Raw genomic sequence first — 16,413 nt, 5'->3', positions numbered from 1 at the left:
ATTTATCAAAAAGTATCATCAGAATGTTTAAGAGGGTCAGTTTTACAAAAATATAACAATTATGTCATTCTGTGAATGTTTTACTTACAGTAAAGGATATCAGGGTTATTTGTCGAATATAACTCATACGTGTAAAGCTAAAGTGAAATGGTGGTCTAAATGGATGGAGCCAATTTTGTTAAAGCAAAATGAATATGAACAATTGATTGAGGAATTATTGATGAAAGAAGAGAGGAGCTTATATCAGGAGTATTTAGATTCAATTAAGATACAGCATCATGAGGAATATCTAGCACTCATGGAAGAATCGCGTAAAACGATGTTCAGCCAATTGATCGACACGATAAATGGAAAAATATCTGAAAATGAAATCAAGGAAATGGCGAAAAGAACAGCCATGGAACGGATGGATGCTATCAATATAGGAGATGTCTTATACAATATCAATCAGGGGCGCAGAATATTTGTTAATTTTGTGTTGAAGATGGATATACCGTCTCATATTCTCCAGAGTACAATTAATAATATCAATAGACAATTTGACATATTCAGCTATGAGATGGTTTCGACCTATACACATATGAAGAATAAAGTCATTGATGAGAAGACCAGTTTCATCAATGAGAACCATAAGGATAAATTAGCGTTGCTCGGCCAAATATCATCAAGCTTTGTACATGAATTCCGTAATCCACTGACGGCTGTAATGGGCTTTAATAAGATTTTGAAAAAAGAATATCCGGATATGAAATACCTAGATATCATGGATTATGAGCTCAATCAATTAAATTTCCGCATCACTCAATTTTTGCACACCTCAAAGGCTGAATTCAATGAAGAAATCATCATGGATATATCAATCGGGGATCTGATTGAGGAGATTAAACAATTAAGCTATGCGAGCATTATAGACACCAATGTTAAGGTGGAAATCGATGTTCCGGCTGATTTAACCATAAAGGCAAGCAGAAATGGATTGAAGCAGGTTGCCCTTAATCTTTTTGTTAACTCAATCGATGCCTTGAAAAATCAGCCATCTGAGCGTGTGATTAAAGTGGAAACGATGATGAAGAACGGTCAATTAGTGATAAGCCTCTCCAATAATGGACCAATGATTGCAAAAGAATATATCGAATCAATCTTTGAACCATTCTTTACTACGAAGGAATTAGGTACTGGAATTGGTCTTTATGTATGTAAAAAAATCATTGGTCGTTATAATGGCAACTTAGTATGTACATCAAATCCGGAATGGACGAAATTTAGTATTTACCTGCCGGATTCTATCGTTATCAGGCCTGTGCAGTGAAGTAGATTTAAACAGAATGAAATAATAAAACAGCAGACAAATTCCTTAAGGGGATTGTCTGCTGTTTTATCTATTTAAGGACTTCTCTGCAGCAGTAAAGATAGTGCTAAAAATTTTTGTTAGATTTGGTTTTGCCGCTGAATAGAATATAGAAAGGAAATATAGAGATTTCAAGTGGCTTCATTTTTACCAACAGATCCTTTTTGTTTAGTGTAAGCATGTCTTAGGTTGCCTAGATCTTACTAGCCATTTAAAGATACTTAGGCTCAAAGGGGAGGAAGTAGGATGAGAAATGCAGTGATTGTTGATTCTGTAAGGACGGCTGTAGGGAGGATAGGCGGCGTTTTAAAGAATGAAGGAGTAGAATTTTTGGCTGCTGCCACCATGAATGGGTTAATTGAGCGTACTGGAGTCCAAAAAGATGAGATAGATGAAGTTATAATTGGCCAGTCGAAACAAAGTGCAGATCAGCCTAATCTCGCTCGATTAGCTTTATTGCAAGCTGAATTGCCCATCGGAACTCCGGGTTACACAGTTCACCGCCAGTGCGGATCAGGTATTCAGGCCGTTCATAATGGCGCTCAGCAAATTATGTGTGGTTTATCTGATATCGTAATTGCCGGAGGCGCTGAGAGTATGAGTCAGGCACCATTTTATCTTCGGAATGCCCGTTATGGCTTTGGCGTAGGTAATGCAGAAATTTTGGATTCGAATACCGAAAGTCAACCTCGGGCCCAACCGATTGAAACCTATGGTCATTTAACAATGGGGTTGACTGCTGAAAACTTGGCTGAAAAATATTCGATCACCAGAGAAGAACAGGATGAATTTGCGCTTTTAAGCCAAGAAAAAGCTGAACATGCTATCTCAGCTGGTCTGTTTGAAGATCAAATCATGCCATATCCGGTTAAGATGAAAAAAGGAACTGTATTGTTTCAAGTGGATGAACATCCAAGAAAAACGAATATGGAACAATTGACAAGGCTAAAGCCGGTATTTAAAGAAAATGGAACAGTAACAGCCGGGAATTCGAGTGGACGGAATGATGGTGCAGGATTCCTTTTGTTAATGGCAGAAGAAACAGCTATCCAAAAAGGATTTAAACCCAAGGCAAAGATTATTGCCCAGGCAGTAGCTGGAGTCTCACCGGAAATAATGGGAATTGGGCCTGTGCCTGCTACGAGAAAAGCATTAAAGATGGCTGGGCTAAAACTAAAAGATATTGGACTGATCGAGTTAAATGAAGCATTTGCAGCTCAAGCTTTGGCTGTGATGAAAGAATTAGATATCGATTTAAAAAGATTGAATGTAAATGGGGGAGCCATCGCGCTCGGACATCCAATTGGAGGAACCGGAGGCATCCTTATGACCAAACTTCTTCATGAAATGGAGCGCAGAGGCGAAAAATATGGATTGGTTACCTTGTGTATAGGAGGCGGCATGGGGATCTCCTCCATAATTGAAAATTTGCAAGTGTAAGTAGGAAAGGAAAGATTCTATATTTGCACACACATTAACTAAGTAAAAATATGTCTATCAAAGGTTCCGTAAATCTATTACTCTCGGTAACTTTATTGGAATCTTGATATTTCATTGGCAACTATCGTGTTATATGATATATCGCAAATGAATCGATTATGTTTATATCCCATTTCAGAGAGGCTGTTGACGCACTGTCGACAGCCTGAAATGATATATTCATAATTTTATTTATTTGAATCTTGTTGGTTACTGGCATTCAGTTTCCATATCTCGGACCGGATCTCATTGAGAGTATTATTTCTTTCTCTCATCAATTTAATAATAGTGATTGCAAAATAAACAGCAAAGATAATCATTCCCAAATAGAATAGTATGCTAAAAGCTCCAAATAAAATAGATACTCCCATAAGTTGCCCTCCAATAATTAGTTTAATCATGAACATCTTAACATTATTTTACAATAAATGTATATTACTTTTTATGAAGATATGGAGTTTTTCAGAGAGATATCCAACCACTAAATAAAATGATAAATTGTGATAACAGATTTGTATAAAAGTGGTTACTATTTTATTTTAGTATTGATAATAATCATGCCGGTAAAAAGCATAAAAATACAATCCCAAAATAAAATAGTGTATTGATCAGATGCCAATGTGAATAAGATAGCGATCAACCCGACCAATTAGCAGTATACCCGCATATTTCGCAAGTTTATTTTTATCTTTAATTTATCCTTCCACATATCCTGCCAAAAACTTTACCAACCCTCTTTTCCAAACCAAATAAGCAATCAATAAGTGTAAAACACCAATAATTAAACCGATATAAAATGACATAATTATCCTCCTTGCTTTACCTAATTTCCCTGAAAGCTGAATTTCAATATAAGATTAATTAGCAATAATGCACCATTAATAAATGACTACTAATCTGGTAAATAAATGTAAAATCATTCAAATAAATAGTGAATATATTCTGAAAATATAATAAAATATTGACTTATGGGGGTGTTTAAAGTTATGCGTTTAGCGAGGGAGATACTTGGCCACTTTAAGCCTTATTGGTTCAGTATCACAATAGCTGTTGTTTTCTCCTTGATTGGTGGGGCTTTTACAATTCTTCCGCCTATTCTGACGGGTAAATTAGTTGATGATGTACTCTTACATAATGTAGTTGAACTTCTACCGTGGATCATTGGAGGTATTATTGTATCTTATATCGGGAAAGTAGTATTTGAGAGTATACAGGAATATGTACAAATTAAAGTTGGGCTGGATGTCATAACTGATATGCAGTTACGGGTTTTTAAAAAATTGCATAAAGCTCCGATGTCTTTCTTTCAAAAAACTCCAAGGGGAGACATGTTATTTAGGCTGACGCACGATGTTGAGTCTATCCAAAATTTAAACAACACCGTTATTCCGCGATTTTTACAGCAAATAATCAGTGCCATTGCCGCCTTTTCATCCGTTATTTTTCTGTATTGGCCAACTGCAGTCGTTATGTTGATTGTATTCGCCATTTATTTATATCCTTCCTTTAAACTTGGGAAAACGGTTAGGGAAATGGGCGCTATTCAAAGGGATATGAGTGCTGATATGTATCATCATCTACAAGAAAGTATCGAATCCGTACGGTTGGTCCGTACTTTTCATCAACAGAATTCTGAAATAGATACGCAGAAATCCAAGCTTGAAAAATGGATGACTTTTTCTATCAAAGCAGCTTTGATTGGTAAAGTTAACTGGCGCCTAGGGAATATGTTCAATATCGCCACTCCTGGAGTTGTCATGCTAGTAGGCGGCTATTCGGTTTGGAAGGGTGAAATCACGGTTGGGGTACTCGTGACATGCTTAGGTTTTATCCCAACCATGTTTCAGCCCGTGCGCTCACTCGCTGAAAATGCAATGATCATCCAGCAGGCTATACCTGCCTTGCAAAGAATCTATGAATATTTTTATTTGCCTGAAGAGCATGATGTACAATTACCTGCAATAGGTCCGATATCAGGAAAAGTGGAATTAAAAAACATTACGTTTCATTATCCCGAATCAACCGAAAATGTATTAAATGATATTTCGATCACGGTAGAACAGGGCTGCCATATTGGAATAGTAGGGACAAGTGGAGGCGGAAAAAGTACATTGGTTCAGATTTTATTAGGATTATATAATCCTGATGAAGGTGAGGTATTAATTGATGGGAAGAACTTGCATGCCTATAATCGAAATTCGTTCAGGAGTCAGGTAGGGATTGTTAGTCAGGAAACCTTCCTTTTGAACGCTTCGCTTAAAGAAAATATCGTATATGGAAAAAGGGATGCTGCTGATCGTGATATTCAACATGCTGTTGAAGCGGCTGGATTGACAGAGTTGATTGAGTCATTGCCGGAAGGCTACGAAACGATCGTGGGTGAAAGAGGTCTAAAGCTCTCTGGTGGGCAACGTCAACGGATCGCTTTAGCCAGAGCTATTTTAAGGCATCCGCACCTACTGATATTTGATGAGGCAACATCTTCTTTAGATGGAGAAACGGAAGAGAAGGTACAAGAAGCACTGGAAAAACTTATACCAGGCAGAACAACCATTACGATTGCCCATCGTTTAATAACAGTTCGGCATACGGATGAAATCTTACTTTTACATAAAGGTGAAATTGCCGAAAGAGGAACACATCAAGAATTACTTGCCTTGAAAGGGAAATATTTTGAGTTATATAGGTCGCAATATAGTGAATTAGAGAGGGGGCGAGTAGGTTGAGTGTTGAACAAAAGAATCAAAAAAACCGGGATGGCAGACGTGTACTCGCCTTTTTAAAGCCTTTTTGGAAATGGGTGCTGGGAGATTCCTTTGTAATAGCCATCGCACAGATTTGTGCTTCTGTTATCCCGGCATTTGCCTTAAGCTGGCTGGTTGATGATGTCATCCCTAAACAATCCTCATCCTTATTGTGGGGATTAATGTGGTTGCTGTTGTTTGTAGCTATTTTTGATTTATTTATGATGGTTATAGACGAATATTTTTGCCATTATATTGCGAAATCCGTTACGAATAGGCAGAAAATTAAATTATTCACCCATATTCATTATCTGCCCTTTTCCTACTTTCAGAATGCAAAATCGGGAGAATTACTGGCTCGTGTTTCAGATGACCCTGACACATTGCACAATTTCTTGGCATGGGAAGGCTCTACATTAATGGCATCTGTTCAAGGAGTTATCATTTATAATGTGGTCTTATTATTTATCCATCCTTACTTGATGATGGCCAGCGTGATTTTGGGAATTATCTTCTATTTAGCTTCTAATCATGTTGGTAAACGAACAAGGTCTGCTTCACAAAAAGCGAGGGAGGAGGCGTCTCGATATTTAGAAAGATTACGCGAATCTGTAACGGGAATCCATCTGTCAAGAGTGTTGGGCGTGTCCGATCGTGAGGTGGAGAGCATTATTTCCATTCGGGAGTCCTTCGTTAAACATTCAGTAAGGGAATTAAAGGCACGCATGCAATCGATCGTTGTAATTGGTGGATATAATGGAATTGCACTCGCAGGCGTTTATTATTTTAGTGTCCTTTTGATTTGGGAAAGTCAACTAACAACCGGCCAAATGCTGACTGCCGGAAGCCTAGTAACCATAGCTGCAAATGAAATGCAAAGAATGCTAAGAATGTGGCTATCGGTCAGAAGAACAGGACCGGCACTGGATCGATCAGATGCTTTGCTCTCCATATCCAAGTCGGAAATTGAAATGAATAAAGGAGAAAAGCCTGTCGCTATTGGAGGCAATATAGAAGCAGCTGGTGTAGTATTCTCGTATCCCGATAAAGATGAGTACGTATTAAAAGGAGTCTCCTTTCAGATTAAGCAAGGAGAAATAGCTGCAATTGTTGGACCAAGTGGATCTGGAAAATCTACAATTGTTGACCTGCTTTTACGCCTTTATGATCCTGTCGAGGGAGCCATTATGATCGATCATCAAGATATTCGCATGGTTGATGTGGGATGGCTTCGTCAGCAACTTGCGTTTGTTTCTCAAGATGTCCAAATGAGGAATGGAACGTTGGCTGATAACTTAAGAATTGGTAATCCAGAAGCAACAGACGAAGAACTCTATTCCGCGATCAGAGACAGCGGTCTTAAGGAGTATATCGAAGGATTGCCAAATGGACTGGAAACCAATGTAGGAGAAAGAGGAAGCATGCTTTCCGGAGGGCAAAAGCAGCGTTTATCCTTGGCTCGAGCCCTGGTGAAAAACGCTAAGATTCTAATACTGGATGAAGCAAGCTCAGCATTAGACCCAATCACTGAACTAAAAATAAATGAAGCAATCAGAAAAAGAAAAGATTCCCAAACGATTATTATCATTTCTCATCGACTATCAACCGTCTTATCGGCTGATCGAATTATCGTTATGGAAAAAGGGGAAGTAATTGAGACTGGTACACATGAAGACTTGCTGGATAATAAACAAGGGGTATATTCAAGGCTATTTAGCCGTGAAGCTGAAATTGGCAGTCATACCGTAACGATATGAAAATACTTGATCACTATGATGTATAGAAATAAATCTTATCCGTGTAACCTCTAACATGTACATACAAGTTATGATAAAATATTCATAAATAGGTACATATTGGAGATGGGTCATATGATGAAAAAATACGAACAAGTTAAGAATGAGATTAAGAAGTTCATAGAAGAAGGCAAATATATCCCTAATCAGCGTATTAGTTCTGAATATGAGTTAACTCAACAATTTGAAGTTAGCAGACATACTGTGCGTAAAGCCATTAATGATCTTGTTAATGAAGGATGGTTATATACAGAGCAAGGTTCTGGAACGTTTTGTGCCGATCGAAATGTAAAGCAGCCGTCTGAAAAAACAATTGCCCTGCTAACTACATATATTTCTAATTACATATTTCCTTCTATTATTAATGGAGTAGAGTCTTATCTAAGCAGCAAGGGATATACGTTACTCCTATATAGTACAAATAATGATTTAAATAAAGAAAAGATATGTTTAGAGAATATTTTAAACAGGGGCGTTGCGGGTTTAATTGTGGAACCAACAAAAAGCAATTACTATAATCCTAACTTAGAATACTATTTAAATTTCGAAAGAAAAGAAATTCCCTATCTGATGATCAATGCGTATTATCCTGAACTGACTCCTTATAATTTAACAGTTGATGATGAATTGGGAGCTTTTATGGCAACTGAACATTTGATTAAATTGGGCCATACACGGATTGCGGGAATTTTTAAAACGGATGACCAACAGGGCGTGAAAAGGATGCAGGGATTTATAAGAGCACACCGTGAAAATAAAATCCCGATTTTATCGAATATGATACTTTCGTATTCCACAAAAGAAAAAAATAAAGTACTGAATGAAGATTTTAGGAAACTGGTAAATACAAGTCATAGGCCAACAGGAGTCTTTTTCTATAATGATGAATTAGCATTGGCTGCTCTTAATATCTTAAGGGAATATGAAATAAGTGTACCGGATGACATTTCGATTGTAGGATTTGATGATTCGAATTTAGCAACTGCATCTGAAGTTAAATTAACGACAGTTAGTCATCCTAAGTCAGATATGGGGGAGAAAGCAGCGGAAGCTATTATCCGTCTTATTGAAAATAAAGAAGATGAAGACCCTTCAATCTTGTATCAACCCAACTTAATTTTGCGTAATTCAACAAAAAAAATATAAGAATTTCATGTAAAAACCCATTGAATTGGGTTTTTTTATTATGTCACAAAATTAATTGTAAAATTTGTGAAAATATACATAATTATGTAGCATACTTGTACTAACAAGTAGTATCATATAATTGTAAGCGTATTCATTTTTTTGAAAGGTTTTTATATTCGAATAACTTTAGAAATACTATCGAATGAGAGACCTTATTTTATTCAAAGGGAGAGGTTAACGGCATGAAGAAATTTGTTACTGCATTAATGATGTTTGTGTTGGTATTTACGTTAGCGGCCTGTGGCGGCGATGAAAAATCCGGAAGTGATGAAAAGGGATATGTTGGAATAGCTATGCCAACAAAGTCATCGGAGCGTTGGGTATTTGATGGTGAAAATATGGTTAAAGAATTTGAAAAGTTAGGATACAAAACAGACCTTCAATATGCAGAAGATGTCATCGAGAATCAAATTTCTCAAATTGAAAACATGATTACCAAAGAAGTAGACATTCTCGTTATTGCTTCTATTGATGGTGAATCTTTGACAGAAGTTCTGCAAAAAGCAGCTGACCAAGATATTAAAGTGATTTCCTATGACCGTTTAATTAAAGGGACAGATAATGTTAGCTATTATGCCACATTTGATAATTTCAAAGTGGGTGTCCTACAAGGCTCCTATATTGTAGACAAACTTGGCCTTAAAGATGGAAAAGGACCATTTAACATTGAATTGTTTGGCGGGTCTCCAGATGATAACAACGCATACTTTTTCTATGACGGGGCAATGTCTGTCCTAAAACCATACATAGACTCAGGTAAACTGGTTGTGAAAAGTAAACAAACAGAAATGAAGAAAATCGCCACCCTTCGATGGGATGGAGCAACTGCCCAATCTCGTATGGACAACTTGTTAAGTTCACAATATTCATCTGACCGTGTAGATGCTGTTTTATCACCGTTTGATGGAATCAGTATAGGAATCATTTCATCCTTAAAAGGTGTTGGGTATGGGACGGAGAGCAAACCATTGCCGATTATTACTGGTCAAGATGCGGAATTAGCATCAGTAAAATCGATCATCGCTGGTGAACAAACGTCAACCATTTTTAAAGATACACGAGCATTGGCTAAAAAAGCAGTTGAAATGGCAGACTCCGTTCTAAAAGGCAAGGAAGCAGAAGTAAATGATACTGAAACATATGACAATGGAAACAAAGTAGTTCCATCCTATCTATTGGAACCAGTGACAGTAGATAAAGAGAATTATAAAGAGATCTTAGTAGATAGTGACTACTACACAGAAGAAGAATTAAGTAAATAAGAGAAATAATAGGTGAATACGCTAATTTGAAGGGTTTCTATTGAGGCTTTATTGATGAACCTTATTTTATCAAAAGGGAGGGATTAATAGCATGAAGAAATTTGTTACTGCATTACTGATGTTTGTGTTGGTATTTACGTTAGCGGCCTGTGGCGGCGATGAAAAATCCGGTAGTGATGAAAAGGGATATGTTGGAATAGCTATGCCAACAAAGTCATCGGAGCGATGGGTGTTTGATGGAGAAAATATGGTTGAAGAATTTGAAAAGTTAGGATACAAAACAGATCTTCAATACGCTGAAGATGTCATTGAGAATCAAATTTCACAAATTGAAAACATGATTACGAAAGAAGTAGACATTCTCGTTATTGCATCTATTGACGGTGAATCTTTGACAGAAGTTCTGCAAAAAGCGGCTGATCAAGACATTAAAGTGATTTCCTATGACCGATTAATAAAAGGGACAGATAACGTTAGCTATTATGCCACATTTGATAATTTCAAAGTAGGTGTCCTACAAGGTTCCTATATTGAGGACAAACTTGGCCTTAAAAATGGTAAAGGGCCATTTAACATTGAATTGTTTGGGGGGTCTCCAGATGATAACAACGCATATTTTTTCTATGATGGTGCCATGTCTGTCCTAAAACCATATATAGATTCAGGAAAATTAGTTGTTAAAAGTAAACAAACGGATATGAAGCAAATTGCTACTTTACGTTGGGATGGAGCAACAGCGCAAACTCGGATGGATAACTTGTTAAGTTCACAATATTCTTCGGAGCGTGTAGATGCGGTTCTATCGCCGAATGACGCAATCGCTATCGGTATTATTTCGTCCTTAAAAGGTGTTGGGTATGGAACGGATAGTAAACCAATGCCAATTATTACTGGTCAAGATGCTGATTTAGCATCAGTGAAAGCAATCATTGCTGGTGAACAAACGTCAACCATTTTTAAAGATACACGAGCATTAGCTAAAAAAGCAGTTGAGATGGCAGACTCCGTTTTAAAAGGTAAGGAAGCCGAAGTGAATGATACTGAAACATATGACAATGGAAACAAAGTGGTTCCATCTTATCTATTGGAACCGGTGACAGTAGATAAAGAGAATTATAAAGAACTTTTAGTGGATAGTGGCTATTACACAGAAGAGGAATTAGGTAAATAAGAGAAATGATAGGTGGATGATGTTTGTTTGTAATCTAAATAATCAAACATCGTCCAAATCTATACAGTTGGGGTGAAATGGCGTGTCATCAATATTATTGGAAATGAGAAATATCACGAAGACATTCCCTGGGGTAAAAGCGCTCGATCATGTGAATTTGAAAATAAAAGAAGGGGAAATTCATGCCCTTTGCGGAGAAAATGGAGCGGGAAAATCCACATTAATGAAAGTATTGAGCGGAGTATATCCACATGGTACCTATTCAGGAGATATTCTATTTAATAATGAAGTATGTGAATTTAAAAATATAAAGCAAAGTGAAAATCTGGGGATTGTTATTATCCATCAAGAGTTAGCTCTAATACCTTACCTATCAATCTCTGAAAATATATTTATTGGTAATGAACAAACAAAACACGGAATCATTAACTTTAATGAAACAATCGTGAAGACGCTAGACTTACTGAAGATTGTTGGATTAAATGAAACACCCAATACACCTGTTAACCAATTAGGTGTAGGGAAACAACAATTGGTTGAAATTGCAAAGGCATTATCTAAAAAAGTGAAACTACTGATATTAGATGAACCAACAGCTGCTCTGAATGAGGATGATAGTGAAAATCTCCTGAATTTAATGCTTGAATTTAAGAAGCAAGGAATGACTTCTATTATCATCTCACATAAATTAAATGAGATTGCTAAAGTGGCAGATTCTATTACCATCCTGCGTGATGGCAAGACAATCGAAACCCTCGATATGAAAAAAGGGGTGACGGAGGATCGAATCATCAAAGGCATGGTTGGGCGTGACCTCACAAATCGGTATCCTGATCACACCTCCAATATAGGAGAAACCATTTTAGAAGTGAAAAACTGGACGGTACAAGATGAAAATAATCCTGATCGAAACATCGTGGATGATGTTAGTCTTCATATAAGAAGCGGGGAAATTATTGGGATAGCCGGTTTGATGGGGGCTGGGAGAACCGAGCTGGCAATGAGTATTTTTGGCAAAGCCTACGGCAAAAAAGTCTCAGGTCAAATCATTAAAAATGGCAAAGAACTAATGCTGAAAAATATTACGCAAGCAATTGAAAATGGGATTGCGTACGTGACCGAGGACCGCAAGTCATATGGCCTTGTTTTAGAGGAAGATATCAAAACGAATATAACATTAGCCAATCTACATAAAATATCGAAGAATGCAGTCGTAAACGAGAACCAGGAAATTATAGAGGCCGAACAATATCGTAAAAAAATGAATATAAAGAGTCCGAGTATTTTGCAAAAAGCAATGAATTTGAGCGGAGGTAATCAGCAAAAAGTAGTACTGAGCAAATGGATCTTTGCGGAGCCGGAAATCTTAATACTAGATGAACCGACACGCGGGATTGATGTAGGTGCAAAGTATGAAATCTACTCGATTATTAATGAATTGGCTGACAAAGGAATCGGAGTATTGGTCATTTCATCAGAACTGCCTGAGATACTAGGAATCTGTGACAGAATTTATGTGATGCGTGAGGGTACATTCACAGCTGAATTCGACCGACATGACACTTCTCAAGAAAAAATAATGAAATATATGACCAGAACAGGGGTGGAACAGCTGTGAAAACACTGACTAGTTTATTGAAAAATAATATAAGACAGTATGGAATGGTACTGGCTCTTATTTTTATCATGGTATTATTTCAGGTATTAACGGACGGAATCTTATTAAAACCTCTTAATATTACAAATTTAATTCTGCAAAATAGTTATATTCTTGTTTTAGCGATTGGGATGCTTTTGGTCATTATATTAGGGCATATTGACCTTTCTGTTGGATCAATTGTTGCCTTTGTTGGCGCGATGTCAGCTATATTTATGATTGAAATGAACATGCCGGTTTGGTTATCGGTTATACTTTGTCTGATTATTGGTGCATTAATTGGAGCTTGGCATGGATTCTGGGTGGCATTTCTCAAAATTCCTGCTTTTATCGTGACACTTGCGGGGATGTTGATTTTCCGCGGACTTACGATGCTTGTCCTCAACGGGCAATCTATTGCTCCATTCCCTGAATCCTTCCGCCAAATGAGTACAGGATTCATACCAGGGTTGAATAAAACAGGAGATTTAGATTTATTGACCATGTTTGTTGGTATTCTGATCTCAGTCGTACTATTATGGAGTGAATTGAAAAAACGTAAAAAACAACAGTCTTACAATTTTGATGTACTTCCTATGTGGCTATTTGCTTTAAAGATTGTATTTATAGTAGCAGTTATGAATATATTTGCTTATTTCCTAGCTTCATATGAAGGAATTCCAAATATCCTGGTTATATTAGTTGTATTAATTGTTGCTTACTCGTTCTTTACAAATAAAACGGTTCCAGGTCGTCATTTATATGCGCTTGGCGGTAATGAAAAGGCAGCAAAATTATCAGGTATTAAAACAAAATGGTTAACCTTCTGGGTGTTTGTAAACATGGGTGTGTTATCTGCCTTATCCGGATTATTGTTTGCAGCTCGTTTGAATGCAGCGACTCCAAAAGCGGGTAATTCTTTCGAATTGGATGCAATTGCAGCGGTCTTTATCGGCGGTGCATCTGCATACGGAGGGATAGGAACAGTTATTGGTGCTGTAGTAGGCGGTCTGGTAATGGGTGTCCTTAACAATGGTATGTCGTTAATTGGTTTAGGCGTAGATTATCAACAGACCATTAAAGGTTTAGTGTTGCTATTAGCTGTAGGTTTTGATGTCTATAACAAAAATAAATCCTCATAAGCGGATATAACCTTAAAGGAGTGTCAATAAAGTGAATTATCGTAAACTTGGAAATACAGATTTATCTGTCAGTGAAATAAGTTTTGGTACGTGGGGAATCGGCGGGGATTGGGGAATTTCTGATACCCAGGATGCTCTTCTCGGTTTAAACCGTGCCATAGAGTGTGGTGTCAACTTCTTTGATACAGCAGATGTTTACGGAAATGGAAGAAGCGAAGAACTGCTGCGGGAAGCGACAAAGGGAAAAGAGGACGAAATATATATTGCCTCTAAATTTTGCCGAGCCGGTGATATTCATGATCCACTTACCTATTCAGAAGAGTCCATACGTAAATATTGTGAGGATAGTTTAAAAAGACTGGGCCGGGAGCGGATTGATTTATATCAAATTCATTGTCCTCCTTTACCTATTTTGCAAAATACGAATGTATTTACTGTACTGGATAAACTTCAGCAGGAAGGGAAAATTCGCCATTATGGTGTAAGTGTCGAGACAGTTGAAGAGGGATTATTTTGTCTGACTATACCAGGTGTCAGGGCGTTGCAGGTTATTTTTAATCTATTTCGGCAAAAGCCACTTGAAGAGCTTCTTCCAGCCGCAAAAAAACAAGGGGTTGGAATATTGGCCCGTGTTCCCCTTGCCAGTGGTTTGTTAACAGGGAAGTTTAACTCCCAAACAAAATTTGATGAGAATGACCATCGCCAGTTTAACGCTAATGGAGAAAAATTTAATGTAGGTGAAACATTCGCCGGCCTTGAATTCTCAAAAGGGGTCGAATTAACTAATAAGCTTTCGTGGATAGCGGATGGCAGGGATTCCTTGGCGAATTCGGCCTTACGATGGATTCTTGATCAAGAAGAAATTACATGTGCCATACCAGGATTTAAAAATGTGGCGCAGGTTGATCAAAATCTTAAAGCGATCCATACTAATCCCTTTACAGAAGAGGAGCTAAAAAAGCTACATACCTTTTATATAAAGGAAGTACATGATCATATTCGGGGACCTTATTAAACAAGCAGATAAATAGGAAGCTATAATTAAATGCTAAATGAGCAGGCATTAGAGACGGATCATTTCTCTAGTTCCTGTTTATTCTTTAGGTTTTGTTAAAGTTCATTGATGATTTAGTAGCTGGCTGATAGTAGTGGATGGCCTGAGACTCCTGAGGGAGTAGCGAGGCCCCCGAAACGCCCGCGGAAAGCAAAGGCGATGAACGGATATCAACATGTAAGTTTAACAGAGCTATTTTTTATAATAAAAAGGGTAGATATCCTTTTGATTAATAGAAGGTTTTCTCTATCCTGTTAAAGGGAAAATGAGATATGCCAGGTACATAGTAGCTGGAAATAGCAAAGCTTCTCTATAGCTTTGTATCAACTAAAAACTAAGTTGTTTGCAATATAGATAGCAGCTGTCGAAATGACCGTGTAGAACTAGTGGAGTCTTTAGCTGGTCACCCGAGTAGACTCTGGCGCATTTAGCCTTACAATCGTGCTGGTTGTGAAGAGTTATTATGCAATTCTATAATAAAGATAGACCTACAGGATAAGGAGAGAAAATACATGCAAATCGAACAAAAGGTTTTTGGAAAGATTGAAGATCAGGAGGTTGTACAGTTTTCTATAACAAATGAATCAGGATTTGCAGTTCGCTTTATAAATTATGGGTGTGTAATAACAGATATAATGGCTCCAGACGGCGAGGGTAATATGGAGAATGTGGTATTAGGTTTTGACCGTTTGGAAGATTATGTAGATCATTCCCCCTATTTTGGAGCAGTTGTCGGTAGAATAGCTGGTAGAATTGCCAATAGTCAGTTTACCCTAAACGGCAAATCTTATCAGATCACTCAAAATGAGGGAGATAACCATTTGCATGGAGGCGTAAAAGGATTTAGCCATGTCTTATGGGATTATAAAGTAATAGAGGAAGAGGATGCTGTTGGGGTTGAATTCAGTTATACAAGTAAAGCCGGAGAAGAAGGTTTTCCTGGCAAGGTAGACGTTACAACCACGTACTTAGTGAATGAAAATAATCAATTGGATATTCACTATAAAGCAACCACTGATGAAGATACCATCATTAATTTAACGAATCATACATATTTTAATTTGAGTGGAGATTTGAAAAACACAATTAAAAATCATGAATTACATCTGAAGAGCAGCCGGTTTATTGAACTGCAAGAAGATTCCATTCCGACCGGTCAATTGATTCCAGTAGAAGGAACACCATTTGATTTTCTAGATAGAAAACCGATTTCGCAGGGTATTAACAGTGGCTACAGACAAAATGAATTAGTGGGAAATGGATTTGACCATCCTTTCGCATTGGATTCCAATTTTAATAGAGAAATAACCTTATATGATCCTGAAAGCGGTCGTACGTTACTAGTAGAAACGGATCAGCCAGCTGTTGTTATCTATACATGTAATCAATATGAAGGGGAGTATCTGATCAGAGGTGTCAAACCACATCCTCATATGGCTATATGTCTGGAAACACAAGGTTTTCCGGATGCAATAAACCAACCGGATTTCCAACAGGTAACGTTGAAGAAAGAGGATGTATATCAAGCGCATACCAGATACATTTTTAAATAATCAGAGAAAAAAGAGAGCAGGTTTTATCATAAAATCTGCT

The 16,413-nt window shown here is 37.4% G+C and carries 12 protein-coding genes; 11 read left to right on the top strand and 1 reads right to left on the bottom strand.

What is annotated here, in order from left to right; all coding sequences use genetic code 11:
- Positions 1 to 163: 163 nt before the first annotated feature.
- Both AC58NB_RS09035 and AC58NB_RS09030 read left to right on the top strand, forming a co-directional pair.
- Complete coding sequence (locus AC58NB_RS09035) at positions 164 to 1,309, top strand: histidine kinase N-terminal domain-containing protein (protein WP_497426497.1); 1,146 nt, start codon at positions 164 to 166, stop codon at positions 1,307 to 1,309.
- 285 nt (positions 1,310 to 1,594) lie between these two features.
- The gene (locus AC58NB_RS09030) at positions 1,595 to 2,788 is read left to right on the top strand and encodes a thiolase family protein (RefSeq protein WP_497426496.1); all 1,194 of its coding nucleotides are present in this window, start codon (positions 1,595 to 1,597) and stop codon (positions 2,786 to 2,788) included.
- A gap of 227 nt (positions 2,789 to 3,015) precedes the next feature.
- Here the strand turns inward: AC58NB_RS09030 and AC58NB_RS09025 are convergent, their stop codons facing one another.
- The gene (locus AC58NB_RS09025) at positions 3,016 to 3,198 is read right to left on the bottom strand and encodes a hypothetical protein (protein WP_497426495.1); all 183 of its coding nucleotides are present in this window, start codon (positions 3,196 to 3,198) and stop codon (positions 3,016 to 3,018) included.
- A gap of 615 nt (positions 3,199 to 3,813) precedes the next feature.
- On the opposite strand from AC58NB_RS09025, the gene AC58NB_RS09020 reads away from it, so the two are divergent.
- The 9 genes from AC58NB_RS09020 (at position 3,814) to AC58NB_RS08980 (ending at position 16,373) form a co-directional block, all read left to right on the top strand.
- Positions 3,814 to 5,553 (top strand): ABC transporter ATP-binding protein, encoded by a 1,740-nt coding sequence (locus AC58NB_RS09020; RefSeq protein ID WP_497426494.1) that lies wholly within the window; start codon positions 3,814 to 3,816, stop codon positions 5,551 to 5,553.
- On the top strand, positions 5,550 to 7,328 hold the full coding sequence (locus tag AC58NB_RS09015) for an ABC transporter ATP-binding protein (RefSeq protein ID WP_497426493.1): 1,779 nt from the start codon (positions 5,550 to 5,552) through the stop codon (positions 7,326 to 7,328). Before AC58NB_RS09020 ends, AC58NB_RS09015 begins: the two co-directional genes overlap by 4 nt.
- A gap of 114 nt (positions 7,329 to 7,442) precedes the next feature.
- Complete coding sequence (locus AC58NB_RS09010; protein WP_497426492.1) at positions 7,443 to 8,513, top strand: GntR family transcriptional regulator; 1,071 nt, start codon at positions 7,443 to 7,445, stop codon at positions 8,511 to 8,513.
- Between the two features lie 224 nt (positions 8,514 to 8,737).
- Positions 8,738 to 9,817, top strand: coding sequence for a multiple monosaccharide ABC transporter substrate-binding protein (gene chvE / locus AC58NB_RS09005; protein ID WP_497426491.1), 1,080 nt, complete (start codon positions 8,738 to 8,740; stop codon positions 9,815 to 9,817).
- Positions 9,818 to 9,908: 91 nt separating this feature from the next.
- The gene (gene chvE / locus AC58NB_RS09000; protein WP_497426490.1) at positions 9,909 to 10,988 is read left to right on the top strand and encodes a multiple monosaccharide ABC transporter substrate-binding protein; all 1,080 of its coding nucleotides are present in this window, start codon (positions 9,909 to 9,911) and stop codon (positions 10,986 to 10,988) included.
- Between the two features lie 82 nt (positions 10,989 to 11,070).
- Positions 11,071 to 12,606: a multiple monosaccharide ABC transporter ATP-binding protein gene (gene mmsA, locus AC58NB_RS08995; RefSeq protein ID WP_497426489.1), complete on the top strand. Its 1,536-nt coding sequence runs from the start codon at positions 11,071 to 11,073 to the stop codon at positions 12,604 to 12,606.
- Positions 12,603 to 13,766 (top strand): multiple monosaccharide ABC transporter permease, encoded by a 1,164-nt coding sequence (gene mmsB / locus AC58NB_RS08990; RefSeq protein WP_497426488.1) that lies wholly within the window; start codon positions 12,603 to 12,605, stop codon positions 13,764 to 13,766. The genes mmsA and mmsB overlap by 4 nt, the downstream gene beginning before the upstream one ends.
- 31 nt (positions 13,767 to 13,797) lie before the next feature.
- Positions 13,798 to 14,781, top strand: coding sequence for an aldo/keto reductase (locus AC58NB_RS08985; RefSeq protein ID WP_497426487.1), 984 nt, complete (start codon positions 13,798 to 13,800; stop codon positions 14,779 to 14,781).
- Between the two features lie 551 nt (positions 14,782 to 15,332).
- Positions 15,333 to 16,373, top strand: a complete 1,041-nt coding sequence (locus AC58NB_RS08980) for an aldose epimerase family protein (protein WP_497426486.1) — start codon at positions 15,333 to 15,335, stop codon at positions 16,371 to 16,373.
- The last annotated feature ends 40 nt before the right edge of the window (positions 16,374 to 16,413 follow it).

This window comes from Pradoshia sp. TA40_28, assembly GCF_059694525.1.
The sequence above is the reverse complement of the archived record's forward strand: the minus strand, read 5'-3'. Positions and strand labels throughout refer to the sequence as shown.

Bases quoted from the DNA above. Each gene is read 5' to 3' on its own strand.
- AC58NB_RS09035 (WP_497426497.1), top strand. From the start codon at position 164: ATGGAGCCAATTTTGTTAAAGCAAAATGAATATGAACAATTGATTGAG.
- AC58NB_RS09030 (WP_497426496.1), top strand. From the start codon at position 1,595: ATGAGAAATGCAGTGATTGTTGATTCTGTAAGGACGGCTGTAGGGAGG.
- AC58NB_RS09025 (WP_497426495.1), bottom strand. From the start codon at position 3,198: ATGGGAGTATCTATTTTATTTGGAGCTTTTAGCATACTATTCTATTTG.
- AC58NB_RS09020 (WP_497426494.1), top strand. From the start codon at position 3,814: ATGCGTTTAGCGAGGGAGATACTTGGCCACTTTAAGCCTTATTGGTTC.
- AC58NB_RS09010 (WP_497426492.1), top strand. From the start codon at position 7,443: ATGATGAAAAAATACGAACAAGTTAAGAATGAGATTAAGAAGTTCATA.
- chvE (WP_497426491.1), top strand. From the start codon at position 8,738: ATGAAGAAATTTGTTACTGCATTAATGATGTTTGTGTTGGTATTTACG.
- chvE (WP_497426490.1), top strand. From the start codon at position 9,909: ATGAAGAAATTTGTTACTGCATTACTGATGTTTGTGTTGGTATTTACG.
- AC58NB_RS08980 (WP_497426486.1), top strand. From the start codon at position 15,333: ATGCAAATCGAACAAAAGGTTTTTGGAAAGATTGAAGATCAGGAGGTT.